This window comes from Stieleria magnilauensis (genome assembly GCA_007753675.1).
In the GTDB taxonomy this organism is placed as follows: Bacteria; Planctomycetota; Planctomycetia; order Pirellulales; family Pirellulaceae; genus Stieleria; species Stieleria magnilauensis.
Genome location: CP036432.1, coordinates 4,056,161 through 4,078,695, shown reverse-complemented (window position 1 = coordinate 4,078,695; position 22,535 = coordinate 4,056,161). Strand labels below are relative to the sequence as shown.

The following is a 22,535-nucleotide window of genomic DNA, read 5'->3' as shown; positions in this document are numbered from 1 at the left end:
CATGCCGCTGCATCCCCAAGCCCAAGCCTTTGTCGATACCCTGGCTGAAGAAGACCGTCCGAGTTGGGAAGAACTGGGCGTCGAAAAGGCGCGAGAAGTCTTCTTGACCTTTGAAGAGATGTGTGGCGACGCGCCCGAGTTGGCTCGCGTCGAAGACCACACCTTGCCGTGTGGGCTGCGACTGCGGCTCTATTCCAATCACGCGACGGCGGTGCCCGTGACGATGTTTTTTCACGGCGGCGGATGGGTGCTCGGCAACCTGGACACACACGATGCATTTTGCCGTCGACTGGCCGACGCGTCGGGATGCGCGGTTGTCGCGGTGGATTATGGATTGTCGCCGGAGAATGCATTTCCGGGGCCGATCGACGATTGTTACCGGGCGACCGAATACGTCGTGCAAAACGCGGCTCGATTGAACGTGGACGCGTCACGGTTGGCCGTCGCCGGCGACAGCGCCGGAGGCCACCTGGCCGCGTCGGTTGCGATCAGGTCGCGCGACCAGGGGGATTTCCCGATCGCACTGCAAGTGTTGCTCTATCCAGTGATCGAACCGAATTTCGAAACGCCATCCTATCGCGATTTTGCCGACGGCTTCGGATTGACACGCGAGAACATGCGATGGTTCTGGAGCCAGTTTTTGGACGGGCAAGCGGGGGCTTCCGAAGCGGCGCCCAGCCAAGCCGCCTCACATGAGCATCTGCCTCCGGCGCTGGTCATCACGGCCGAATATGATGTGTTGCGTGATGAAGGCAACCGATACGCCCAGCTGTTGCAGCGCAGCGGCGTGGAGGTGCAACACCAACAGCACGACGGCATGCTTCACGCGTTTTTGCACTTCGCCGGAATCTTTGACACCGGGATGGAAGTCGGACAGCAAGTGGCGGCGGAGATCGGACGCCGTTTGCGATGAGTCGATTCAATCGGTCGTCCGAAATCAACGCGATCAGTTCGGCCCGACGAGTATGCGAGTGCGGCACCAAGGGGGCGTCTATTGTTGGCGATATTGGGCGCAGGCCCTCGACGGAACCCACGGATGGCAGCGCGAACCCACGGATGACAGGGTGCCAGAAATCCGTGGGTTCGCGCTGCCATCCGTGGTATCAGTTTCAATGGTTGACCCGGTCAACTGCCGAGGTACCCATCAAAGTTCATCGTCACCGTTCATGACGGCGTCTTTGATCGCTTGGACCAGTCGCGCGCGGCCGAGTCGGGCCAACGCGTTGGCGTCGACATGGATTCCCATCGACTCGGCCAAGCGAATGGCCAGATCCACATCGCGGACGCCGTGATACTGGTTGGTCACACCGGCCTCGGTGTAGATCGTTTGATGATCGGACTGGAACCCCGATTCATAAGCATCCGAGAGCTGCTCAATCCAGCTTTCCGGGATCCGCCGCGCCCGACAATGCTCGACGCTCCAAATGTCATCGCCGGTGCATTCGGCGAGCAATGATAGCAAGCGATGGCGTGGCACAACGTTCATTGGTCGTCCAGCAATCGATCGATCTGGGCGGCGAGAATAAAATCGTTTTCGCTCAGGCCACCGATCGCATGGGTCGTCAGCACGATTTCTAAATGCCGATAGCCGGTCAGGTGCAGATCGGGATGATGCTGCTCGCGCTCGGCGATTTCGCAGATCTGATTGATTCGCTCGACGGCTTTGGCAAAGGTTTTGCAGTTCAGCTTGCGGCGGATCTGGTTGGCATCCGAATCGACGGACCAATTCGGCGTCGCTCGTGCAAACCCGGCGGCTTGGTCGGGCGTCAGCTTCGGTACCCCGCCTTCGCAGGGGACACATTTCGAATTGGCCAGGGTTTCGGCAGTCGGGGTGTTGGAATCAGACATGGTTCGATGGCGTGATGGAAACGGGACTGGTGACCTGGTCCACAACCATCAAGTTTAGCGGGGCCAAAGCACTCACAGCCACCACCCGGGTGCGTTTCCCGCGCCCGGTTTTCCGGCCCGGCGACTTGAGTCAAAAAGTCGATCTGGCGGCGGTTTTGCGAAAAGACTAGGTTGCCAGTCAACCGCGTTCTGCGACCTCTCTTGGGAGCGATCGCGGGATCCGGATCGGGGGGAACGGATCAGCCTACTCTTCTCTCTATCAACACGAAGGATCGTGACGATGTCCAGTGGCGAAAAAACTCCGAAATCAGGTTTTCAGAAACGATCAAAGACGCAGCGAGCGGTGCAGCCGGCACCGCCGGCCCCGATCAAGCTCGAAACCGAGTCACCGCGATTTCTGATCAGCCGAATGAGTGCGATTGGCGACACGATCTTGACCTTGCCGGTGGCCTGTGCGCTGCGGGATCGATTTCCCAACGCCAAGATTTCCTGGATCGTGGAAGAGAAATCTGCGCCGGTCGTTCGCCGACATCCCGCCGTGGATGAGTTGATCGTCCTGCCGCGGGGGTGGTTCACGTCGCCGAGTCGGATCCGCGATGCCCGTCGACAGCTGCGGGCGCTCGAGTGTGATGTTTCGATTGATTGCCAGGGGATGACCAAATCGAGTTTGGCGTGTTATCTGTCCGGCGCGGCACATCGGATTGGTTACGCGGGAAAACATGCGCGCGAGTTGAGCCGATGGTTTTCCAATGTTCAGGTCAATCCGGTCTTTCATCATTTGACCGACCGCTCGTTGGAGTTGTTGATTCCTCTGGGCATTCATTCGCCTTCGGTGCGTTGGGATTTGCCGATCGCGGGACCGGCCCAGGTGTGGGCGCGACGCTATCGCAACACGATTCCTTCGCAGCGGATCGCGATTCTTAATCCCGGAGCGACGTGGCACAGCAAACGCTGGTTGCCGGAGCGATTTGGCGCGACGGCACGTTATCTGTACGACCGTTATGGTTACACGAGCATCGCCGTATGGGGCACGCCTTTTGATCGTGCGATGGCATCGGACATTGTTTCGACGAGTAACGGAACCGCGATTCTCGCCCCCGAAACCGATCTTCAGCATTTGGCGGCGATGATCCAGACGGCGGACCTGTTCATCAGCAACGACACCGGTCCGTTGCACATGTCGGTGGCGGTCGGCACCAAGACGATCGGTCTGTACGGTGCGACCCGGCCGGGCGACAGCGGCCCCTATGGCCAAACGGCGATTCAAGTCGCTTATGAATCGGGTTCGGCTCGGCAACGCCGCAGCGCGTCCAATGCGGCGATGTGTGCGATCGGTGTGGAGCACGTCTGCCAAGCGGTGGACGAAATCGAGCACCAGCGGCAACTGTTGGTCGCCGCCTGATGACGTCCTCTTCGATCGATCCCAGCAGCCGCGACGAATCGACCAGCGTGCAAGCCCTCCGCGACTTGGTGGAACACTTTGTCGCCCAGCGCGATTGGCACTCGTTTCACAACCCCAAGAACCTGGCGATGTCCTTGGGGATTGAAACCGGAGAGCTGATGGAGCACTTCCAGTGGTTGACGCTGGAGGAAGCCGCTGCGGTGCAGCAAGACGCGGCCAAGAAGCATGACGTCGGCGAAGAACTGGCCGATTGCCTGGCGTATGTCTTGGCGATCGCCAACACGATGGAGATCGATCTCAGTTCGACACTGGCGAAGAAGATGATTCGCAACGCCGAGAAGTATCCGCCGCCCTAACCGAGCATCCAGGCGGCCTTGTAGCGAAGGCCGAGGTTGAGAATCCGCTGCATCAACATGGAATACTCGATGCCGGCCGTCTCGGCGGACTCGGCAAAGTCTTCGCCGTATTCCAGGTTCGGATTGGCGTTGGCTTCGAGCACGTGGATTTCACCGGAGTTGCTCAGCCGCAGATCCATGCGGGCGTAGCCACTCATGTTGAGGGCACGGTAAACGCGTTTGCAGATCTTTTGGATTTTTTCGCCCATTTCACCGCCCAGGTCGACCGCTTCGTGGGTGGTGATGCCGTGTTTCTCTTGATACTTGCGATTCCACTTGACCTGGCTGGTGGCGATGCGGGCGGTCTCGGCGGGCATTTGGCCGAAGTCCATTTCCCAGGGGGGAAACGTCTGCAGCCGCTGATTACCGATCACGCCGACGTAGATCTCGCGGCCTTCGATGTACTGTTCGACCATCGCGTCGTCGCGGGTGTGCTCGTGGACGAAGGCGACGCGTTCGAGCAGCTGTTCGTCGTTTTGCACGATGGAGGCTTGCGAGATTCCGAACGACGCGTCTTCGGAGACCGATTTGACGAACAGCGGGAATTCGAGCTTCTTGGGACGGTGGATCGTGCGTCCGAACGGGAACACGGTGAAACGCGGGGTCTGGATGCGGTGGTAGGTGAGGATTTTTTTGCTCAGCGCTTTGTCTTTGCTCAGCAACAATCCGCGGGGGTTGCAACCGGTGTAGGGTTGCTGCATCAGTTCCAGGTAGCTGATCACGGCAAAATCGTAGGTCACCACGCCGTGGAATTCTTCCAGCAGCATGAAGGTGATGTGCGGCTTGAATTCGGTCAGCGCGTTACGGATCGGCGACAGGTCATCGTAGACGCCCAGCGGCAGCACCTCGTGCCCCAACAGTCGCAGGGTGTCACAGACATCGAATTCCGCTTTCCAGGCGTCGAGTTCTTTCTCTGGGATACCTTCGAGGGTCAGGGGGGGAACATGCCCGGTGCGGACCAGCACCAATACACGTAGCTTGCTCACATCATTACCCGTCTATGACCCGAATTGAGATAATTGCTCGTCCGCAGGGCCACCAAGATCATCGCGTCACGTTTGCACGTCTCGGGTGTCGTCCCCAGCCTTAACTCTAACTCTCGACACCTTTCAATCATTTCCTGCAGGACTTGATCGACCATATACGAATAGGCGCCGGTCCAATTCGCGACGACCCTCCGAATCTCCCCACGCCAACGCGACAGCAGGGCGGCGGCGGTGGGGTTACGCCGATGACTCCGGTCGCACGAAAAGAGCTTGCGAAGATCTTTGTCGAAGACATTCGGATAATTCATGCCGTAGTACTCGCGTTTGCGCTGGTAGTGCGTACGCAAGGTGCGGCGTATTTGCGACACGGGATCGACCCGCTGCTTGGTTTGAACCACCGCGGGTTTCCCCCCCAGACTGCTCATCAACTCGTCGATGAAGCACAGTTTCTTGAGCGCGGGCCAGTTTCGATAACGCGCTTTCCAGCGTGACTTGGGCGGCAACCAGACGGCAAAGGTCTCCGCAAAATCCTCCAGCGGATGAGCCTGAGCGTACCACATGTCCAAATGCAGGACGTACTCACGGGACTGCGGTTTGGGGCTGTAAAATTCCGGATAGGGGTCTGAGGACCTGCCGAACAACTCTCGATAGCGGGCTTTGCGGCGAATCTGAAACGCCGTGTCGATCGCGTGGCCGGCCTCGTGCCGCAAGATTTTCATGCACCAGCTCTTGGTCCCACCTTCGACCTCGAGCAACTGCTTGCGTTCCAAGCGGATCAGCCGGGGGTGTGCCAAATAGAACGGGATCGCGATGCCCGGGATGCCATCGGGAGAGAACCAATCGTCGCTGAGCCAGAAGTGCGGGCGAAACTTCAGTCCCCGCTCGGCCAATTCGCTGTTCAATTGATCGATCCGGGCTTCCAAAGGCGTACCGACAATGGAAAGCTGTAGATCGCAGATCCGCATGTCCAACAATTGGTCGTCCGAGAGTGACGACAGGTCGAGCGTTCTCCGTGCCATGGTTGTTGCGGTTGGGTCGTGAAATGGAAGTCCGATCGATGATCTTGGCGAGCCGCGATTGACTGCCCGCATCCGTGCATCCGACGTTACATGATGTCCTTATCCCAAAACAATACGTTACCGATACCAGGCGACGAGTCTAACGCCCAATCGCTGTCGAAACAAACGACCTGTTGCGCGCTGTTGACCGGTGCCGGTCGATCGGCAATCGCAGTCATCGCATTGTGGGGTGAACGTGCCGAGGCGTGTGTCACGCATTTCTTTCGCTGCAACCGATCGCGGGCGATGGATGTCGGCCAAGTACGCTATGGCGTCTGGGCGGGCGGGTCTGCGGACACAGCTTCGCCGGCAGACTCCTCCTCAACAGAACGTGCCACGACGGCCGGCGAGTCGATCGTGGTGGTGCCGACCGCCCCACAACGCTACGAACTTCATTGTCACGGTGGAGAAGCCGCGATCGCTCGAATCCTGGATGATCTGTCCTCGATCGGTGTCCGCCGCGTCGCCCCGCATCCCTTGGACGGCGTCCCCTCGGCCGGACGGCTTCCGGTCAAGGATCCCGTGGATCAGCGTTTGATCGATGAGGCCTGTGCGGTGTTGTCCCAAAGCACGACGGTGAAAACGGCTGCCATCGCGTTGGACCAAGTCCGCGGTGCGCTGTGTCAGTGGCGACAGCGGTCGATCCAGCTGCTCGGCGACGATGCCCGACGCGCGGCCGAAATCGCCGCGCAAACGCAACACATCGCCGCTGCCGGCCGCATCGGACACCGCCTGACGCGTCCGTTTGATGTCGTGCTGGCCGGTCCCCCCAACGTCGGAAAGAGCAGTCTGATCAATGCGATGGTGGGTTACGATCGCAGCATCATCATGGATTTTGCCGGGACGACGCGCGACGTCCTGGATGCCGAAACCGTGTTCGACGGTTGGCCGCTGCGGCTGCGAGACACCGCGGGGTTGCACCGCAGCGACGACACGATCGAGAAACAAGGCATCGATCGAGCGATGGAGGCGATCGCGACGGCGGATCTGGTCGCCCTGGTCACCGAGCCGGGATTGCAATGGGACCACACGCTGTTGGAGGCACTCGAACGCATCAACGCCTCCGTGCCGACAGTCAGGGTCATCAATAAATCGGACCTGTCACCGGTCGAGTCCGCTGACGCGCCGGCCGATGCGTTGGCAACAGTTGCAACCACGGGAGCGGGCATTGGCAACCTGCTTCAAACCGTGGTCCAAATGCTGATCGATGATCTGCCGCCGCTCGGTCGTCCCGTCCCGATCAACCCACGTCAATGGGATTGGGTGACCGAGATCGCCAGGCTGGGCGAGCAGCCCGAGCAGTTGATCGCCTGTTTGCGACGCGGGGAGCTCGTCTAAGACGCGACGCAATCCTCCCCTCGCTGCGCTCGATCCTGCTGCTGGGGCATTGGTATCGACACAGCTTTTGCACGTCCGATCTGTTCAGAGTGGACGACTTCGGCCAACGGCCGTTCACATCCATAGCCTTGGGCAACGCCCAAGTCCGCAAACGAGAACGAGAACCTTATCACTCCCGCGGTCGACGAGCCTCTTCGAGCATTTCGACCATCTCGGCGGTGACCAATGCCGACGGCAAGGCGTAGCTGACGACTCGGCCCGCGCGGGCGATGTTGATACCGATGACGTGACCATGGCTATCCAACAGCGGGCCGCCGCATTGGTTGGGGGCCAGCACGGTGTCGTGTTGGATGACGCTGTCAAAGCCGCTCAGTCGCATGTTCCGCGGCCCGTTGACCTTGGCGTCATTTTCCGACTCCATCAACAACGCCTTGTCGCTCATCTGGGCGTCCAACTCGAGCGTGTTTTCGCCCCGCATGATCGTTAATCGCACCACATCGCCCGGATACATTTTTTTCAGCGTGTTGACCGCCGACTCGGAGCCGAGCAATTGCAGTCCGTTGATTTTCAGAATCCGATCGCCGTCTTGAAGCCCGGCATTGTCGGCACCACTTTCCGGATGAACGCGGCGGACCATCGCGGGGCCCGTTTGTGCGTCGTAAAAGTTGACGCCCAAGAGCCCGTGGTGGGCGACGTAACGAGGCGGAACACCCAGCACGCCGATTCCGATCGTGAATCCGTCGCGTCCGGGTGAAATCAAGAAACTGCCTGTCGGAGGTTCCACGGTGCTGAAGGTCGCCGGTTTGATGTTCCAGCTGGCTTCATCGCCGCCGTGAAGTTTCAACAGCGCCAGGTCATTAGATTTTTTTCGGGCCGCGACACGGGCGTCCACTTTCTCGCCGCTGGGCAATCGGACCGAAACCGGATCGCCGCCGCTCAGCTCACTTCGCTTGGTCAGGATGTAACCGTCTTCGGACACCACCGTTCCCAACGAGACAACCTGGCCGCCCGAATAGACCTGCACGACCGATTGTTCCACGGTTTCGGACAGGGGCCGAACCAGACGCATCATCGCACCGCTGTCGCGTGACGCGATGGATGTCCGGTACCGCCCGTGGCTCATCCAGTGGGGCGTCGACTGGGCGTGAACCGCAGGCGTGAGCACGCTGCCCGAGAGGACCATCGACATCACCGCGGCCAACACCAAGGCGGACGGGCGACGTTTTGAAAACCAGTCGATCGGTTGAGGAATCATGGCGGCCATCAATAAAGGAGACGAACGTATTTTAAAGGATTTCAAAATTCAAGCCAACGTGAACATGCCAACGTGAACCGTTCGGACGCGCAATCGGGGTTTGCCCATCAGGGTTTTCCACTCGGGGCCGCGACTCGGGGGCTGCATCATCCCGACCTGCCGATTTCGATCACCAATCGCACGGTGTCGTTCCCCCGCTGGACCAAAACCGGGACGCGTTCGCCCGGCATGGTGTCGGCGACGGCATCGACGAGTGATTGAAAATCCGTGATCGGCTGGCGACCGAATTTGATCACGACGTCGCCGGCCATCATCCCGCCGGCTTCGGCCGCCATGCCAGGTTTGACCGCGATGATTTCAGCGGTCTTGGTGGATCGGTTCCCGGAGACGCCGAGTGTGGGTTTGAAATTCGGCAAGAACCCCCAGGCCTCGCCGAGCGCCATGCGGTCCCAGGATTTGTCGTAGTGGTCGATCGGCACATGCAAGTTGTCGGCGACGTCATTGCCGATCCGGCTGTGGACGGCGATCAGTTGGCCGGCGAAATTAAACAGCGGGCCGCCGCTGTCACCACCGATCAGGGCGCAGTCGGTGCGGATCACGTCGGGGCTGACTTCCAACAATCTGCCGACGCGGATCACGGCGCCGCGGGACGGATCGTAACCGCCGGGATGGCCCATCGCGATGCACCACATGCCCGGCACCAGGTTGTCGCTCGTGCCAAGGCTGGCGTGGGGCCAGGGTTTGCCACCGTTTTGGTCGGGATCGATTTTGATCAGTCCGGCGTCCACCTCTCGGTTCATCCCCAGCGTGGTCGCGGAAACCTGGCGTCCATCGGACAGCGTGATGATCGCCCGCCGTTGGGGTCGCATGGCGACATGGGCAGCCGTGATGACGAAGCCACTATCGGAGACGATCACGCCACAGCCCTGGGCGGCGCCGATTTTGACACTGACGGTACACCTGCTCGCCCGCTCGGCCACTAGCCGCTGTTGTTTTTCCATCAACTGCAAGATTTCAAGCGATTCGGGGACGCCACCGCGGCGGTGAATCGGTTCCAGATCGATCGGCACCGAAACGTAGGTTCCCGCCGCGTTTGCCGCCGTCTCTCGCGAGTCGTTTTGCACGAACGCGTTTTCTTGGATCGCTGGCGAATTGCGCTCGCCAGCGGAGGCATCGTCGGCGTGGGCGGGGACGCCAGACAGCAGGGCGGCCAGCAGCATGCAGGCCAGCCCGGAGAACGAACCACGGACAGAACAACGACCGACAGAACGACGACCGGCTAAATCAGCCCCCGCCCCCGCGATCCGATTGGTTTGACCAGCCTGGTTCAAAACACACTCCCTGTCATAAAAAGCCCGGTTGAAAGTCACGCCACCCATTGTAGCCTCAACCCCACCATTTTGAAAAAGTCGCGGAAAAAGCCGGAATGAACGACAATACAGATGTTTTAGTGGTCGGTGCAGGCTACTTAGGGCGAACCGTGGCCCAGCTGTCCGCGGCGTCGGGTGCGAAAGTTTACGCGACGACGCGCTCTAAAAACCGCTTCGCCAGCTTGGCCGACAACGGATTTCACCCGATCCGTTTTGATTGGACCGATCAGGCAACTTATAGAAATCTCCCTTTGCCGCAGCTGTCCGCCGCCGCGCGCGTGCTGGTCGCGGTCAGCTACGACCGCAATGGCCCGCTGGGACGCTACGAGTCCCAGGTCGGGGGGCTGAGAAACCTGCTCCACCTATTGCCGACCGACATGCGACTTTGTTACATCAGCACGACGGGCGTTTATCACCAAACCGACGGCCGCTGGGTGGATGAAACGTCGCCCACGCACCCCAATCGCCTGGGCGGACGCGTCCATCTGCAGGCCGAGGGCTTGCTGCACGCCCAACGCCCGGCGGCACCGTGGACCGTGTTGCGATTGGCGGGGATCTACGGTCCCGGTCGAGTGCCCCGCGCCGCCGATGTCGTCGCCGGTCGACCGATCGCGTCGCCCGAAACGGGGTTTTTGAATTTGATCCACGTCCGAGACGCGGCCCGAGCCGTGCTGGCGGCTTGGCAAACGATGTCCGTTCCGCCGCAACGGGTTTCCATCGGGATGCAATCGCGGTTGTACGTCGTCGCCGACGACGCGCCGGTCGTGCGAGGCGATTTTTATCGCGAAATCGCCCGACAATGCGGTGCCCCGCCGCCTCGTTTTGTCCCCCCCGCGGCCGACGCGCCGGTTCGCATGCGCAGTGACAGCAACAAACGCGTATGGAATCGAAAGTTACGGCGTGAGCTATTACCGGGGTTGGACTTTCCAGACTATCGCAGCGGGCTGGCGGATGTCTTGCAAGCCCCCATAGAATGACGCCCCAACGAATTCAGAGCACCACACCGAACGCATGATCCAGCGCACCCCCCTCTTCCCCGGCATCCTCGAGTTGAACTTTCAAGCTCGTGAAGTGCTCGGTTGCAATGTCTACCTGATCTACGACGAGGACGAATGGGCACTCGTTGACATCGGCTACGAAGAAACCGTCGACGATTTTGTCGAAATCATTCGCAAGCTCGATTTCCCCTTGTCCCGTTGCAAAACCCTGATCGCGACGCACGCCGACGTCGATCACATCCAGGGGCTGGCCAAGCTCAAGTCGCTGCTGAAGACCAGCGTGACGGCCCATCCCAACGCGGTGCGGCCGTTGGCCGAAGGCGACACGCTGTGGACGCTCGCCGAAATCGAAGCCCAAAACCTGAAACTGGACATGCCCAAGGTCGACGTCGAACACCAAGTGAATGACGGCGACGTGATCAAGATCGGCAATCTGGAAGTCGAAGTCTGGCACACGCCGGGCCATACCAACAGCCAACTCGCCTTCCGCATCGGCGACGTGCTGCTGAGCGGTGACAACATCTACCGCGACGGATGCATCGGCGCGATCGACGCACACCACGGCAGCGACATCAAGGCGTTCCTGCAATCGCTGCGACGGATCCGAGACAGCGACGTCAAGTGGTTGGCACCGAGCCACGGCCCGATCTTCGCCAACAACAAGGACTTCATGAACAAGACCATCGATCGCGTCAGCGGTTATCTGAAGATGGCCGATTTCGGAACCCTAGCCGAGTCTTGGCCGTTGATGGACGAATGGGACGAAGAAGTCGCCGCAGGCAAGCTGCCCGAAGGGCTGGGATAGCCCGGTCGGTCTGGAGGTGTTAGCGGAACGGCGCGAGCCGTCCGGTTTCCGCGTTGCATACGAGTGGACAGACCGGAGGGCTCGCGCCCTACCGCTAACAAAAGACACTCAGATTGTTGTCAGGGGAGAGCGGCAGCGAAGCTAGTATCCCGGAGGGATTACAGCGAGTAGCCGGAGGTCAGCGTAGCGACACCTCCGGGAAGGCCTTCGCCAATTCCCATCGACCCCGGCGGGGTCGCAGCGAAGCATTTATTCCCTGCGTTTGACGAGGTGTTAGCGGCAGGGCGCAAGCCCTCCGGTCGCTCATCGTTCCCGAAACACCGGAGGGCTCGCGCCCTACCGCTAAAAAATGCTTCACAGCGTTGCCCTTCGGGGTCGCGTCCGATGGGTGACCGGACATCCGGAGGTGTCGCTGCGCTCACCTCCGGCTACTGGCTCTGACCCCGCCGGGGTCATGGCAGGAAGCGTCGGAGTGACCGCCGGCACGCACAGAATGCCCTACTTGCTACTTGCTACTTGCTACTTGCTAACTGCTAATCGCCGGAACTCAAAAACCGTTTTCCCCGGCTCGGCGCGTTCGACGATTCCGTCAATCGTGCCGACTTGTGCACAACGTTCAAGATCCGCCTCGTACCCGGCCTCGATCAAGTTGCGTCCGCCCAGGGAGTGGCGCAGCGACTGTTGCAGCGGTCGCGTGTTTCCGTCGGCCTGTCGCCAAACGCTCCAGGCGATGCGTGCCGAGTCATCGATGTGACCGGACGGCTCGGAACCATCCGAATCGGGTGGAGCCAATCGGTCGATGATGGCACCGGCCAACAGGACATCTTCGTAACTGATCTGACCATTGGTTCCCGCGCAAACGATTTGCAGGTGCGGTTCGGACCGCACGGCGGCCAGGGTGGCGTCGAGGTTCAAGAACGAGGCGGCCAACAAGCGGCGCGATCGCATGGCCGCATGAATCGCTCGGGTGCCGTTGGTGGTCGTCAACACGAGGTCGCGGTCCGCCACTCGCTCGGGCGTGTATTCGGCCGGCGAGTTGCCCAGATCAAACCCATCGATCGGTTTGCAATGGCGTTCGCCGCACAGCAGCGGACGAATCGCGGCCTGATCGGCGAACTGGGCGGCTGCGTGAATGTTTTCGCACGTGATCATTCGGCGGACGCCCGACTGGCCGGCGGTCGCCATGACGCTGGTCGCGCGCAGCACGTCGATGATGATCGAACAGGCCTGGTGCAAATCGCACTCCGGCGACAGTTCCGACGGCGTCAACGAGACAGAGATCGATTGATTCATTAAACCATCCGCATGGATTTCCAGCGGCCTCCGAGGAATCGTGTGGTCATGGTGATTGCCAACGCCCAAATCCAGATCGTGATCACCCACCACCACCACGTCAGCGAGGAGCGGCCGGGATCAAACGCGACTCCGGCGGTGATCGAAAGCGCGCTCGTCGCCGCACCGGCGGCGAGCACAAACCAGGTGTCACCGGCACCCTTGAGCGCCGCACTGAAGATCAATTGGACCGCGTCGACCAGGACGTACGAGGCGACAAAGCCCAACAGCCCGCCGGCCAGCGCGATCGCCTGGCGGGAGTTTTCATCGGGCGTTCCCAAGGCGTACAGCGAGAGCATCCAATCGCCGACGACCAGGTAGGCGATCGCCCAAAACGCCGAATAGACCAAGGCCACCAGCAGCGATGCCAGTGACGTGCGGACGGCAAAGGCCGGACCATTTTGCAGCAGATGCCGTCCGACCAGCACCGACGCGGCGATCGCGATGCCGACCAGCGGAATGAACGCGATCATGTTGAAATTGATCGCCATCGTGGTCGCGCGAAGTGGCACGTCGCCGAGCTGGCCGATTTTTAAGATGATGATCGTGAACGCGCCGGCTTCGGTCAGGTACATCAATCCACTGGGCAGGCTGTAGTACAGGAAATTGCGCAACATCGGAAAATCAATCACCAAGCCGCGGCGCATCCCATAACGACTTTCCAACGCCGGTCGGCTGAGCAGCCACGCGTAGCAAACGACTTTGAACCAGAACGCAATCACGCTGCCGATCGCCGCTCCGGTAATGCCCCACGCCGGAAACCCCGCCCAACCAAAAATCAACACCACGTCCAAGACGACATTGAGCAATCCGCTGGCGACCGAGACCCACATGATCACCGAGGTGCGTTCGGTGCCGCTGAAAAAACCGCTCAACGCCGACTCGATCACCAACCCCAAAGCCCCCAGCATCAACCAGCGCATGTAGCTCGTTTCGGCGGCGATCAACTCGTCCGGTTGCCCCGTCCAGCGGAACAGCGACTCGGCGGCCAGGAAGGCGGCGATAAAAAATGGGACGGTCATCAAGGCCAACCAGATCGATTGCCAGAGCAGACGCCCGACCTTGTCCGGTTCTCCGTTTCCGATCAGTTGACCGATCACGGCGCCCGTCATCGCGGCGGCCCCGATCGGCACACAGACCACCACCCAAAACAGATTGCCGCCGGCCATCGAGGCACTCATCGACATGCCGTCATAAAACATCAACAGGGTGCGATCGGCAAACAGCACGATGGACATCATGCCCGCGCTGACCATCAACGGAATCGCGACGCGCAGCACTTCGGCGGCCGCTTCTGCCAGATTGGTCGGCACAGGCAGGGCGTGGACGGTCTCCGCTGGCTGTGACAGGTCGTGACGCCCGCCAGAGATTTCCGACATCGGGTCTTACGCAAATCGGTCCGAGGGCATCCGCGAGATGACCACGGCGATGACCACCCCGGCAACCAGGCCGCCGATGTGAGCGCCGTTGGCGATCCGCTCGACGAAGAAAATGCAAAACACGAGCCAGCCGAGCATGATCGCGACGTTGGACGGCATCATGCGAACCGGATACGACGGCGAAAGGGCCGGCCGAATCCAAAGGTAACCGAACAGACCGTAGACGGCCCCGGAGGCGCCGATCGAAAACGGCGATCCGGCCAACCCCGCCAGCATCGGCGGCAACGCGTCCTCCGGTGGCAACCAGATTTGCACCAATCCGCCAAAGATGCCGCTGGCCAACAGCAACAACGCCATGAACCACGACCCCTCCAGCCGCTCGATCGCCGAACCGAGAAAAAAGATCCCAAGCATGTTGAACGCCAAGTGATAGGTGTCGCCGTGCAAGAACAGCGGCGTGATCAGTCGCCAAACCTCGCCCTTCTTGATCGACGCCAGCGGGTCTTTGCCGATCACGTAATCGCGCCAATCGACGAAGGACAGACCGTAAAAGATGGTTTCCTCGGTCGAAAGTTCGCCAGGAACTTGAGACGTTTTGGGGCTGCCGAATCCGGTGGAAAAACTGGCGATCACCGACAGCACGACCATCGCGATGACGACCGGAATCGTCTGCTGGCGCGTCGGCACGCCCATCAGGGGGCCGGCCCCGGTGGCGGGCGCTTTCGGATTGACCTTTTGCTGCAAGCGTTTTTTCCGCTTTTCCTCGCTTTGCCGCTGCTTCCGAATCCGCTCGGCCTCGTCACCGACACGGTACTTCTCATCCGTCGGTGACTGTAAAAAGGCCTGCAATTCCTGTTTCGCACGCTCGACGTGGGATTCATCGCGAATCCACAAATGGCATTGTTTTCCGCCGGCCGCACCGTCCGCCGCGGGGGCGTCTTCGATGTCGACGTTGCATTCGATCGAGAGCGTGAACAGAAAGTCCGCAAAACGTCTCGCTTGGTCGGGATCCGTCAAAGTGCCGATTCGGCGCATGCAATTGTTACAAAATAGGTGGAAATAACGGCCGTAGATCTGGATGCAATGCGCTCGGAGTGGGCTGCGGTGGCGCGCAAAGACTTGCCGCCGACGGCGGACTACCCGATACTATGACGGTTAGTCAGTTTTGCCGCCATGCGGTCCAAAAAATAGTCACCGATCGACGGCCGTTTCCCAGCGTTCGTCTTACATTCCGTTCGGTGTCCGACTAAATACAATGACAATGCGACCGCAAACGCGGTCGCGTTGGAACGCGCAAGTTAATTTGTCCTCCAAAAAACCAGGTGACGCCCCGATGGCAGTCAAATTGAGTGAAAGAGCGGCCCAAGAGGTCCAACGATTCCGTACCGAACACAATTTTGGCGAAGAAATGGTCCTGCGGATCGGAGTCGCCGGTGGCGGGTGCAGCGGATTCAACTACACGCTGAATTTCGACGACAGCTACGATGAAAAAGCGGACTCGAAGTACGAGTGCCACGGAGTGGAACTGGTCGTCGACAAGAAAAGTGCCCTGTACCTCGACGGAACCACCGTCGATTGGTACGAAAGCCTGGAAAAACAAGGCTTTACGTTCGAAAACCCCAATGCCGTCAAAACCTGCGGCTGCGGAAGTTCCTTCCAGGCCTAGTCCAGCTGACGACTAACCGCGTTGCCGTCCAGGCCTTAGCCCAATCCCGTTGGTGTCCAGGCTTTAGCCGCACTTCCGCTGGTATTCAGTCGTTTGCCGCATTCCCGTCGACCTCCGTTTGACGAGGTGATCCGCTGGGAATTTTCTCGAAATCGATGATTTGGCTGATTCGGGTCTACCAGACTCGAATCAGCCCATTGTTCCCGCCCCGCTGTCGGTTCACGCCGACCTGCAGCCAGTACGCGGTCGAAGCGATCCGCAATCGCGGCCCGATCGCCGGCGTGTTCTGGACGATCGTGCGAATCTTGAAGTGTCATCCCTGGCATCCCGGCGGGCACGACCCACCGCCGCAATAAAAAATCCACTTTTTAGCGGATTTGGCGTGCGCTACGGCGACTCAATCCGCCCTTGAAGCAAGCATCCTTTGGAACGGCGCGACCGCGAACGCACCTATTTGGGGGGTTCCGCAGCCCGGCACGCATTTTTGCCGGAACAATCGTGGGTCCCCAAACGTCCTAGACCGGGCTGTGAAAAGGTAGCGGTTGTGCGGGATTTTCTCAGTCCGCCCCGCCCCGTGTGCCGAATGGCCCAAGAGACGGTTCTGAGCAGTTGAAATCTCAAGATCCGTGATTGTCCTGGGTGCTGGCAAGTGTTTCTCCCGTCGTCGCCCAATGCCGTTCACCGAAGCTGGTTAAATAGAGATGTTCCAAGGTCGCGAAAAACGAGTCCGTCGAAGTCGCCTGAGCCGTCTGCTGGGTCAATTGGGCCGCAATCCCCAATCGTCCTCCGCGACCACCCCCCGGATCAAGCGAGGGGAACGGCTGAAATTGGAAAGCCTGGAGGCTCGCCAGTTGCTTGCCGGTGACGTCTCGATCGTTTCCACCGATTCGATGGGGCCGATCGACGCGCGTGCCGAAGTCGCCACGCTTGCGGCCGCCACCGCCGGTTCGACGCTGACGACGGTCAGCGAAGCCGAGGGCGAATCGGCGCCAGATCTGGTTCAGTTCGCCAAGGACCTGGCGGCCGTCGGTCGCGATGCGAACGGCAATCCGATCTCCGGACAAGGCCAGGTGACGTTCTTCGGCGCCGCCTGGTGCCCGGCCTGCACCGAACAGAAACACCTGTTTGAAGACGGGCAGATTTACCTGCCCTTCGTGGAAGTGACCAACCCCGATCGGTCGATCAGCCAGCTCGGCATCGACAACAACATCACGGCCTACCCGACGTGGGTGTTTCCCGATGGGTCGCGTGAGACGGGCGTGCTGACGCTGCAACAACTGAGCGATCGCTCCGGTGTGCCGATTCCCCAAGGGGGGAACCCGACCTTCGTCGACATCGGTGACCAGACCGCCTTGATCGGTTCACCGCTGCACGTGCCCGTGGATGCCTACGACCCCGACGGCGGTCCGTTGACCGTGACCGTCTCGGTCGCCGATTCGAACCTGCTGGAGGCCAGTGTGGTCAGCGGCAACCGTTCGATCCGGATCGACATGGCGACCTACGGTGACATGGTGATCCAAATGTTCGAGCAGCGCGCCCCGACCGCGGCCGGACGCGTGATCAATCTGGCCAATCTCGACTTCTACGACGACATCATCTTCCACCGTGTGGTTGACGATTTCGTGATCCAGGCCGGCGACCCGACGGGAACCGGTACCAGCGGTTCGACGCTCGGCAACTTTGACGACGACTTTCACCCCGAACTGCAGCACAACCGCAAAGGGGTGATCTCCTTTGCGAAATCCAGCGACGACACGAACAACTCGCAGTTCTTTCTCACCGAAGTGCCCACGCGCTTCTTGGACTTCAACCACAGTGTCTTCGGCCAGCTGATCGAGGGCTTTGACGTCTTGGATGCGATCAGCGAACACGCGGTCAACGGTGCCGACCGGCCGACGACGGACATCGCGATCAACACGATCGAGGTGTTCAACGACACAGAAAACTCGTTGATCATGTTGAAGCCGACCGGCAACGGCGTGGGATCGACCAACGTCACGGTGACGGTGACCGATGGCGACGGCAATACGCACAGCGAGACGTTCCAGGTGGACGTCAACAATGACACGCAGAACAGTCAGCCCTACCTGAATCGGGTGACGGTGCCTGACGAATTCACACGCAACACGCCGGCGACGTTGCAGATGTCCAGCACCGACATCGAAGGCGACGCGGTCAGCTATTCGGCGACCGTCATTTCGGGTGGCTCCAATGCGACCGCTTCGATCGATCAAAACGGCTTGCTGACGGTCACGCCGGCAACCGGATTCACCGGGACGGTTGACGTCCAAGTCACCGTCCGCCCCGGACCGGGGGTCACCGGCAACAGTTCCAGTGACAGCGACAATCAAGTCCTGACGTTCAACTTTGCAGGCGAACAGGTGCTCGCCGCCCCCACCTCGATTGACCTGAGTGCGGGCAGCGACACCGGCAGCAGCGACAGCGACAACATCACCAATTCGGGTTCTCTGGCGTTTGTGGTCGATGGCGTCACCAGCGGTGCGACGGTCCAGCTGATCAATCAGCAAACCTCCGCGGTCTTGGGCGAAGCCGTCGCCAGCGGGACGAGTGTCACCATCACGACCAACAACATCGCCGCCCTCGGCGAGGGCACGTACAACGTGACCGCTCGCCAGATCTTCAGCGGACAAACCAGCGAACAAAGCGCAGCGGTGAGCGTCACCTACGACACCACCGTACCGACGTCGGTGACCAGCAGCGCCAACACCCGCGCCAATGTCGGGCGGCTGTATGAAACCGATTTGATCAACAGCGAAGAAGGCTCGATCACGTACGCGTTGACGCAATTTCCCGTCGGCGCGACGATCAACGCCGGATCGGGCGTGATCCAGTGGACGCCGGATGCCGGTGATGTCGGCGACACGCAGTTCTCGCTGGCGATCACCGACTTGGCCGGCAACACGCGTACCGAAAACTTCACCGTCACGGTCGCCGAGGCCCCCAAGGCCGAAGTCAAATTGGTGCTCAGGGACACCGACGGTAACGAGGTCAGCAACGTCAACGTCGGAGACGAGTTTGTCTTGGAACTGGTCGGTGTCGACGCCCGCGGCAGTTTTGACCGCGACGGGGTGTTTGCGATCTACACCGACATCCTGTTCGATTCCTCGATCATCCGCGTCAAAGGCGGGACGACGATCGAATACGTCGGCAATTTTACGCTGTCGCCCAAGGGGACGTTCTCGACCGGCTTGATTGACGAACTCGGTGCCGCATCGACCGCCGCGGTCGCGACCGGCGAAGCCGAATCGGTGATCGCCCGGGTGCGAATGGAAGCCATCGCCGCGGGAAGCGTCAACATTCGCAGCGAAGAAGCCGACGAGCCCAGCAGTGAGATGTTGCTCTACGGCGAGGACGACCAGATACCGGCCGATTCGGTGTTCTTTGGCAACGTCAACTTGACCGTGGGGCTGGACTTCACGTTGCTCGATGACGCGATCACCGTCGCCGAAGATTCCGGGGCGATGACCATCAACGTTCTGGCCAACGACACCACCACCGGCAGTGCGGCCTTGTCGATCGTCTCGGTGACCCAACCGGCCAGCGGAGGAACGGTCAGCGTGAATTCGGGCCAAGTCTCGTTCACGCCGGCGGCAAACTTCAACGGCACGACGACGTTTACCTATCGGGCCGGGGACGGCAGCGGCGCACAAGACACTGCCACGGTGACCGTCACCGTCACACCGGTCAATGATCCGCCGACCGGCTTGGACGACGCGTTTGAAGTGGTCGAAGGGACCACCGCCAATCGACTGAACGTGCTGGCCAATGACTCGCTAGATCCCGACACCGATGGCACGCTGACCGTCACGTCGGTGACCAGCAACACCACGGGGGCAACCGTCGAAGTTTCCTCGGATGGCTTGGCCGTGGATTACACGCCGCCGGCCGGGTTCACCGGAACCGATACCTTCACCTATGTCGTCAGCGACGGGCAAGCCACTGATACGGTAACGGTGACCGTCACGGTGACGTCGTCCGATGCGCCACCGACGGCGCGCGACAACGCCTTCACGGTCAACGAAGACACCGCCGAAGCCTCCTTCGATATTCTGGCCAATGACGACCGCGACGTCGATGACCAGGCCTTCGTGATCGAAAGTGTCGGCACACCCAGCCAAGGCGGGACGGCCCGGTTCAGCAGCGACGGTTCCACGTTCTTCTACGCACCGGCCGCTAACTTCTTCGGCACCGAAACGGTGACCTACACCATCCGCGACACCGGCGGCGGAGTGGCGACCGCGACGGTCATGTTTACCGTCACCGAAGTCGAAGACCCGCCACCGGTGCTCAATGACACGGTTCAAATCAACCTGGGCAGCGGCGCATCGGTCGTGCTTCGCTTGGAAGACTTGCCGGAGAACGTCGATGGCGATGGCGAAACCTTGCAACTGAAGCTGACCACGGCCCAGCAAACGACGGCGCAAAATGGAACCGCGTCGGTCAACACCGCCGGCACCGAATTGACATACACCCCGCCCAGCAGCACGTTCACCGGGACCGACACGCTGACCTACAGCGTGTCCGACGGATCCGGCACCGACAGCGTGGGAACGTTGACCATCGAAGTGCTGGATCTGACCCAGCGAAATATCACCGTCCGATTCAGCGGCAGCCAAGGCCGCAGACTCGTTTCGGCGGTACGTCTGACCGGAACGGATGCGTTGGGCAATGCCGTCAACGAGTCTCCGACTCTCGATGGGGTTAACTTGTTCTTCGCGAACTTGTTGCCCGGTGACTACGTCGTCGAGATCCCGGCGATTCCGTTCTTCAGCGGTGCCGAGGAGCCTCAGCAGTACACGATCAATAGCAGCGCCGACGATGGTGACGCGGTGATCGACGCGCAGATGGGGCGGATCAAACCGGAGTACCTCTCGATCCAAGATTGGCTGGGCTCGACGCCACAGCAATCCGCGCTGGTCGTCGTCCAACCCGGCGAACAGGCGTTGCTGGCCGAGCCCACGTCGCTGGCATCGGAATCGATTTCCAACGCCAACTTCACGCTCAACGACTTGGGAACCGAACTGACTATCTCCGGTGAAGACGACGACGCCGGCGGCACCGATCCCGATACGTTGAACGCAGCCGTGCTGACCAGCAATCGAAACATCGTCCAGCCGCGTGGCCAGATCGGCGACTTGAGACTGTTCCGCGTGAACGTGGACAGCAACGCCGTCAATTACAGCCGCACCCCCGCAGCGAATAACGCTGCAAATAGTGCGGCCACAACGCAGCTCGCCGCCGGCAGCGGTGAAGGCGAACAAGTCGGCACGCCATCGTCTGACACCGTGGCAAATCACGCAGTGAACAGTCCGCTCGTTGACAGTGAACCGGCGACGGGCATCTTCTCGACGGCCGGTTCGGGCGAAGGCGAGTCGGTGGCTCAGGCGACGTCGGTCAGCGAGGTCGCAGCACCGATGTTGTCGGCCGCTCTGCTGGCTCCGACCACGTCAGACGATTCCGATGCCGAGGACGAACCGGAGGCGGTGGCAGTGGAAGTTTCCTCTACCGGTGCGAGTCGAATTTTGGCTTCCGAGGCGGCTTCGGAGACCGACGAGGCGGAGGCTTACACGGACAGCCGGGCGTCCGAAACGGAGTCGGCTGCGGAGTCGGAATCGACCTCCGAGTCCGGTCTGAGTGCGAGTTCGCTCAGTCGGTTTTTCCGCTTTAGGCGGTGATTTGCGGTTTTTTTGAGATTCGGCCAGGAAATTTGGCCGCTGTTTTTGGGGCTTTTTTCGAGCCTTTGGCGGCGGCTTTTCGGCGGCGTGTTTGCGACGGGCTGCTCGTGGAAACGGCCGCAAACCTCGAAAACACGGGCTTTTAAGCGTTTTTGGGCGAATTCGGCCCCGGGGATTTCCCACGCGTGCTACGGTTCGTTCGGCTAAGAATCGCCGGAAACCCCGCAAATTGCAGGGTTTTTTGGACGATGCCGGGTTGCACCAACCTTTGGCGCAACATAACACTTGGCCGTCACAAACACACGGGATCGCAATCCCCTCTTCAACCCTTCCTGCATAAGCAATCAGAAAAGGTTCTCCCAAATGGCTAAAGCTCCGCCGAAGGCACCTACGAAGACTCAAATCATCGCGAACATCGCTGAGTCGACCGAATTGTCCAAAAAAGACGTCGCCGCGGTTTTCGACGCGCTGACCGATGAGATCGCTCGTGAAATGGGCCGCACCGGCTCCGGTCAGTTCACCATCCCGGGTCTGTGCAAGATCCAACGCAAGGATGTGGAAGCCAAACCGAAGCGAAAGGGACGCAACCCGTCCGACGGAAGTGAAATCTGGCTGAAGCCGAAACCGGCCAGCAAGAAGGTCGTCATCCGTCCGCTCAAGGGCCTCAAGGAAATGATCTGAGCTTGGCCCCCAGCCTCGCCCTGAGAAAACGAAACGGCACGCGACACTGATTGTCGCGTGTCGTTTTTTTATGGCACCGCGCTCGTTTCTTGTTAGCGGCAGGGCGCGAGCCCTCCGGTCCCTCATCGTCCCCTTTTCTTGTTAGCGGTAGGGCGCGAGCCCTCCGGTCTTTTATCGTTCCCGAAACACCGGAGGGCTCGCGCCCTACCGCTCAAAAATGCTTCACAGCGTTGCCCAACGGGGGCAAAGCCGGTAGCCGGAGATGACCGCAGCGACACCTCCGGATATCTTGCCGCACCACCCACACTCGTTTTGATTCGATTGGC

The 22,535-nt window shown here is 60.4% G+C and carries 19 protein-coding genes; 10 read left to right on the top strand and 9 right to left on the bottom strand.

Annotated features, from left to right (window positions below; translation table 11 throughout):
• Window position 1 precedes the first annotated feature (1 nt).
• Complete coding sequence (locus TBK1r_RS14390; protein ID WP_145211748.1) at window positions 2-913, top strand: alpha/beta hydrolase; 912 nt, start codon at window positions 2-4, stop codon at window positions 911-913.
• A gap of 231 nt (window positions 914-1,144) precedes the next feature.
• On the opposite strand, the gene TBK1r_RS14385 is transcribed toward TBK1r_RS14390, so the two are convergent.
• Together TBK1r_RS14385 and TBK1r_RS14380 are read right to left on the bottom strand one after the other, a co-directional pair.
• The gene (locus TBK1r_RS14385; protein ID WP_145211745.1) at window positions 1,145-1,486 is read right to left on the bottom strand and encodes a hypothetical protein; all 342 of its coding nucleotides are present in this window, start codon (window positions 1,484-1,486) and stop codon (window positions 1,145-1,147) included.
• Window positions 1,483-1,848 carry a 4a-hydroxytetrahydrobiopterin dehydratase gene (locus TBK1r_RS14380; protein ID WP_145211741.1) on the bottom strand — a complete coding sequence of 122 codons (366 nt, stop codon included), beginning with the start codon at window positions 1,846-1,848 and terminating at the stop codon, window positions 1,483-1,485. Before TBK1r_RS14380 ends, TBK1r_RS14385 begins: the two co-directional genes overlap by 4 nt.
• Window positions 1,849-2,128: 280 nt before the next feature.
• On the opposite strand from TBK1r_RS14380, the gene TBK1r_RS14375 reads away from it, so the two are divergent.
• Window positions 2,129-3,250, top strand: coding sequence for a glycosyltransferase family 9 protein (locus tag TBK1r_RS14375; protein WP_372894835.1), 1,122 nt, complete (start codon window positions 2,129-2,131; stop codon window positions 3,248-3,250).
• Window positions 3,250-3,606, top strand: a complete 357-nt coding sequence (locus TBK1r_RS14370; protein ID WP_145211738.1) for a nucleotide pyrophosphohydrolase — start codon at window positions 3,250-3,252, stop codon at window positions 3,604-3,606. The genes TBK1r_RS14375 and TBK1r_RS14370 overlap by 1 nt, the downstream gene beginning before the upstream one ends.
• On the opposite strand, the gene TBK1r_RS14365 is transcribed toward TBK1r_RS14370, so the two are convergent.
• Window positions 3,603-4,631 carry a D-alanine--D-alanine ligase family protein gene (locus TBK1r_RS14365; RefSeq protein WP_145211735.1) on the bottom strand — a complete coding sequence of 343 codons (1,029 nt, stop codon included), beginning with the start codon at window positions 4,629-4,631 and terminating at the stop codon, window positions 3,603-3,605. The genes TBK1r_RS14370 and TBK1r_RS14365 overlap by 4 nt on opposite strands.
• Window positions 4,628-5,650: a putative zinc-binding metallopeptidase gene (locus tag TBK1r_RS14360; protein ID WP_145211732.1), complete on the bottom strand. Its 1,023-nt coding sequence runs from the start codon at window positions 5,648-5,650 to the stop codon at window positions 4,628-4,630. The genes TBK1r_RS14365 and TBK1r_RS14360 overlap by 4 nt, the downstream gene beginning before the upstream one ends.
• A gap of 90 nt (window positions 5,651-5,740) precedes the next feature.
• Here TBK1r_RS14360 and TBK1r_RS14355 point away from each other — a divergent pair, with 90 nt between their 5' ends.
• The gene (locus TBK1r_RS14355) at window positions 5,741-7,027 is read left to right on the top strand and encodes a GTPase (protein ID WP_145211729.1); all 1,287 of its coding nucleotides are present in this window, start codon (window positions 5,741-5,743) and stop codon (window positions 7,025-7,027) included.
• 169 nt (window positions 7,028-7,196) lie between these two features.
• Here TBK1r_RS14355 and TBK1r_RS14350 read toward each other — a convergent pair whose 3' ends face one another.
• Together TBK1r_RS14350 and TBK1r_RS14345 are read right to left on the bottom strand one after the other, a co-directional pair.
• Window positions 7,197-8,282, bottom strand: coding sequence for a trypsin-like peptidase domain-containing protein (locus TBK1r_RS14350; protein WP_419581347.1), 1,086 nt, complete (start codon window positions 8,280-8,282; stop codon window positions 7,197-7,199).
• A gap of 146 nt (window positions 8,283-8,428) precedes the next feature.
• Window positions 8,429-9,613 (bottom strand): S1C family serine protease, encoded by a 1,185-nt coding sequence (locus tag TBK1r_RS14345; protein WP_419581346.1) that lies wholly within the window; start codon window positions 9,611-9,613, stop codon window positions 8,429-8,431.
• Window positions 9,614-9,708: 95 nt separating this feature from the next.
• Between TBK1r_RS14345 and TBK1r_RS14340 the strand changes: the two genes are divergently transcribed.
• Together TBK1r_RS14340 and TBK1r_RS14335 are read left to right on the top strand one after the other, a co-directional pair.
• Window positions 9,709-10,629 (top strand): NAD-dependent epimerase/dehydratase family protein, encoded by a 921-nt coding sequence (locus tag TBK1r_RS14340; RefSeq protein ID WP_145211723.1) that lies wholly within the window; start codon window positions 9,709-9,711, stop codon window positions 10,627-10,629.
• 34 nt (window positions 10,630-10,663) lie between these two features.
• On the top strand, window positions 10,664-11,455 hold the full coding sequence (locus TBK1r_RS14335; protein ID WP_145211720.1) for an MBL fold metallo-hydrolase: 792 nt from the start codon (window positions 10,664-10,666) through the stop codon (window positions 11,453-11,455).
• A 519-nt stretch (window positions 11,456-11,974) separates the two neighbouring features.
• Here the strand turns inward: TBK1r_RS14335 and TBK1r_RS14330 are convergent.
• From TBK1r_RS14330 to TBK1r_RS14320, 3 genes are read right to left on the bottom strand one after another with little or no spacing between them, the layout of a single operon-like run.
• Window positions 11,975-12,748, bottom strand: a complete 774-nt coding sequence (locus TBK1r_RS14330) for a 2-phosphosulfolactate phosphatase (RefSeq protein WP_145211717.1) — start codon at window positions 12,746-12,748, stop codon at window positions 11,975-11,977.
• Window positions 12,748-14,166, bottom strand: coding sequence for an MATE family efflux transporter (locus tag TBK1r_RS14325; RefSeq protein ID WP_145211714.1), 1,419 nt, complete (start codon window positions 14,164-14,166; stop codon window positions 12,748-12,750). The genes TBK1r_RS14330 and TBK1r_RS14325 overlap by 1 nt, the downstream gene beginning before the upstream one ends.
• 6 nt (window positions 14,167-14,172) lie before the next feature.
• Window positions 14,173-15,201: a rhomboid family intramembrane serine protease gene (locus tag TBK1r_RS14320; RefSeq protein ID WP_145211711.1), complete on the bottom strand. Its 1,029-nt coding sequence runs from the start codon at window positions 15,199-15,201 to the stop codon at window positions 14,173-14,175.
• 298 nt (window positions 15,202-15,499) lie between these two features.
• On the opposite strand from TBK1r_RS14320, the gene TBK1r_RS14315 reads away from it, so the two are divergent.
• From TBK1r_RS14315 to TBK1r_RS14300, 4 genes are all read left to right on the top strand, one after another.
• Window positions 15,500-15,832 carry a HesB/IscA family protein gene (locus TBK1r_RS14315; RefSeq protein ID WP_095741396.1) on the top strand — a complete coding sequence of 111 codons (333 nt, stop codon included), beginning with the start codon at window positions 15,500-15,502 and terminating at the stop codon, window positions 15,830-15,832.
• 155 nt (window positions 15,833-15,987) lie between these two features.
• Window positions 15,988-16,188 (top strand): membrane protein insertion efficiency factor YidD, encoded by a 201-nt coding sequence (yidD, locus tag TBK1r_RS14310; RefSeq protein ID WP_145211708.1) that lies wholly within the window; start codon window positions 15,988-15,990, stop codon window positions 16,186-16,188.
• 345 nt (window positions 16,189-16,533) lie between these two features.
• On the top strand, window positions 16,534-21,528 hold the full coding sequence (locus tag TBK1r_RS14305) for an Ig-like domain-containing protein (RefSeq protein ID WP_145211704.1): 4,995 nt from the start codon (window positions 16,534-16,536) through the stop codon (window positions 21,526-21,528).
• 363 nt (window positions 21,529-21,891) lie between these two features.
• Window positions 21,892-22,209 (top strand): HU family DNA-binding protein, encoded by a 318-nt coding sequence (locus TBK1r_RS14300; protein WP_095741374.1) that lies wholly within the window; start codon window positions 21,892-21,894, stop codon window positions 22,207-22,209.
• Window positions 22,210-22,535: the final 326 nt, after the last annotated feature.

Bases quoted from the DNA above. Each gene is read 5' to 3' on its own strand.
- TBK1r_RS14355 (WP_145211729.1), top strand. From the start codon at position 5,741: ATGATGTCCTTATCCCAAAACAATACGTTACCGATACCAGGCGACGAG.
- TBK1r_RS14390 (WP_145211748.1), top strand. From the start codon at position 2: ATGCCGCTGCATCCCCAAGCCCAAGCCTTTGTCGATACCCTGGCTGAA.
- TBK1r_RS14380 (WP_145211741.1), bottom strand. From the start codon at position 1,848: ATGTCTGATTCCAACACCCCGACTGCCGAAACCCTGGCCAATTCGAAA.
- TBK1r_RS14300 (WP_095741374.1), top strand. From the start codon at position 21,892: ATGGCTAAAGCTCCGCCGAAGGCACCTACGAAGACTCAAATCATCGCG.
- TBK1r_RS14305 (WP_145211704.1), top strand. From the start codon at position 16,534: ATGTTCCAAGGTCGCGAAAAACGAGTCCGTCGAAGTCGCCTGAGCCGT.
- TBK1r_RS14335 (WP_145211720.1), top strand. From the start codon at position 10,664: ATGATCCAGCGCACCCCCCTCTTCCCCGGCATCCTCGAGTTGAACTTT.
- TBK1r_RS14375 (WP_372894835.1), top strand. From the start codon at position 2,129: ATGTCCAGTGGCGAAAAAACTCCGAAATCAGGTTTTCAGAAACGATCA.
- TBK1r_RS14320 (WP_145211711.1), bottom strand. From the start codon at position 15,201: ATGCGCCGAATCGGCACTTTGACGGATCCCGACCAAGCGAGACGTTTT.
- TBK1r_RS14370 (WP_145211738.1), top strand. From the start codon at position 3,250: ATGACGTCCTCTTCGATCGATCCCAGCAGCCGCGACGAATCGACCAGC.
- TBK1r_RS14350 (WP_419581347.1), bottom strand. From the start codon at position 8,282: ATGATTCCTCAACCGATCGACTGGTTTTCAAAACGTCGCCCGTCCGCC.
- TBK1r_RS14325 (WP_145211714.1), bottom strand. From the start codon at position 14,166: ATGTCGGAAATCTCTGGCGGGCGTCACGACCTGTCACAGCCAGCGGAG.
- TBK1r_RS14340 (WP_145211723.1), top strand. From the start codon at position 9,709: ATGAACGACAATACAGATGTTTTAGTGGTCGGTGCAGGCTACTTAGGG.
- TBK1r_RS14360 (WP_145211732.1), bottom strand. From the start codon at position 5,650: ATGGCACGGAGAACGCTCGACCTGTCGTCACTCTCGGACGACCAATTG.
- TBK1r_RS14315 (WP_095741396.1), top strand. From the start codon at position 15,500: ATGGCAGTCAAATTGAGTGAAAGAGCGGCCCAAGAGGTCCAACGATTC.
- yidD (WP_145211708.1), top strand. From the start codon at position 15,988: ATGATTTGGCTGATTCGGGTCTACCAGACTCGAATCAGCCCATTGTTC.
- TBK1r_RS14330 (WP_145211717.1), bottom strand. From the start codon at position 12,748: ATGAATCAATCGATCTCTGTCTCGTTGACGCCGTCGGAACTGTCGCCG.
- TBK1r_RS14385 (WP_145211745.1), bottom strand. From the start codon at position 1,486: ATGAACGTTGTGCCACGCCATCGCTTGCTATCATTGCTCGCCGAATGC.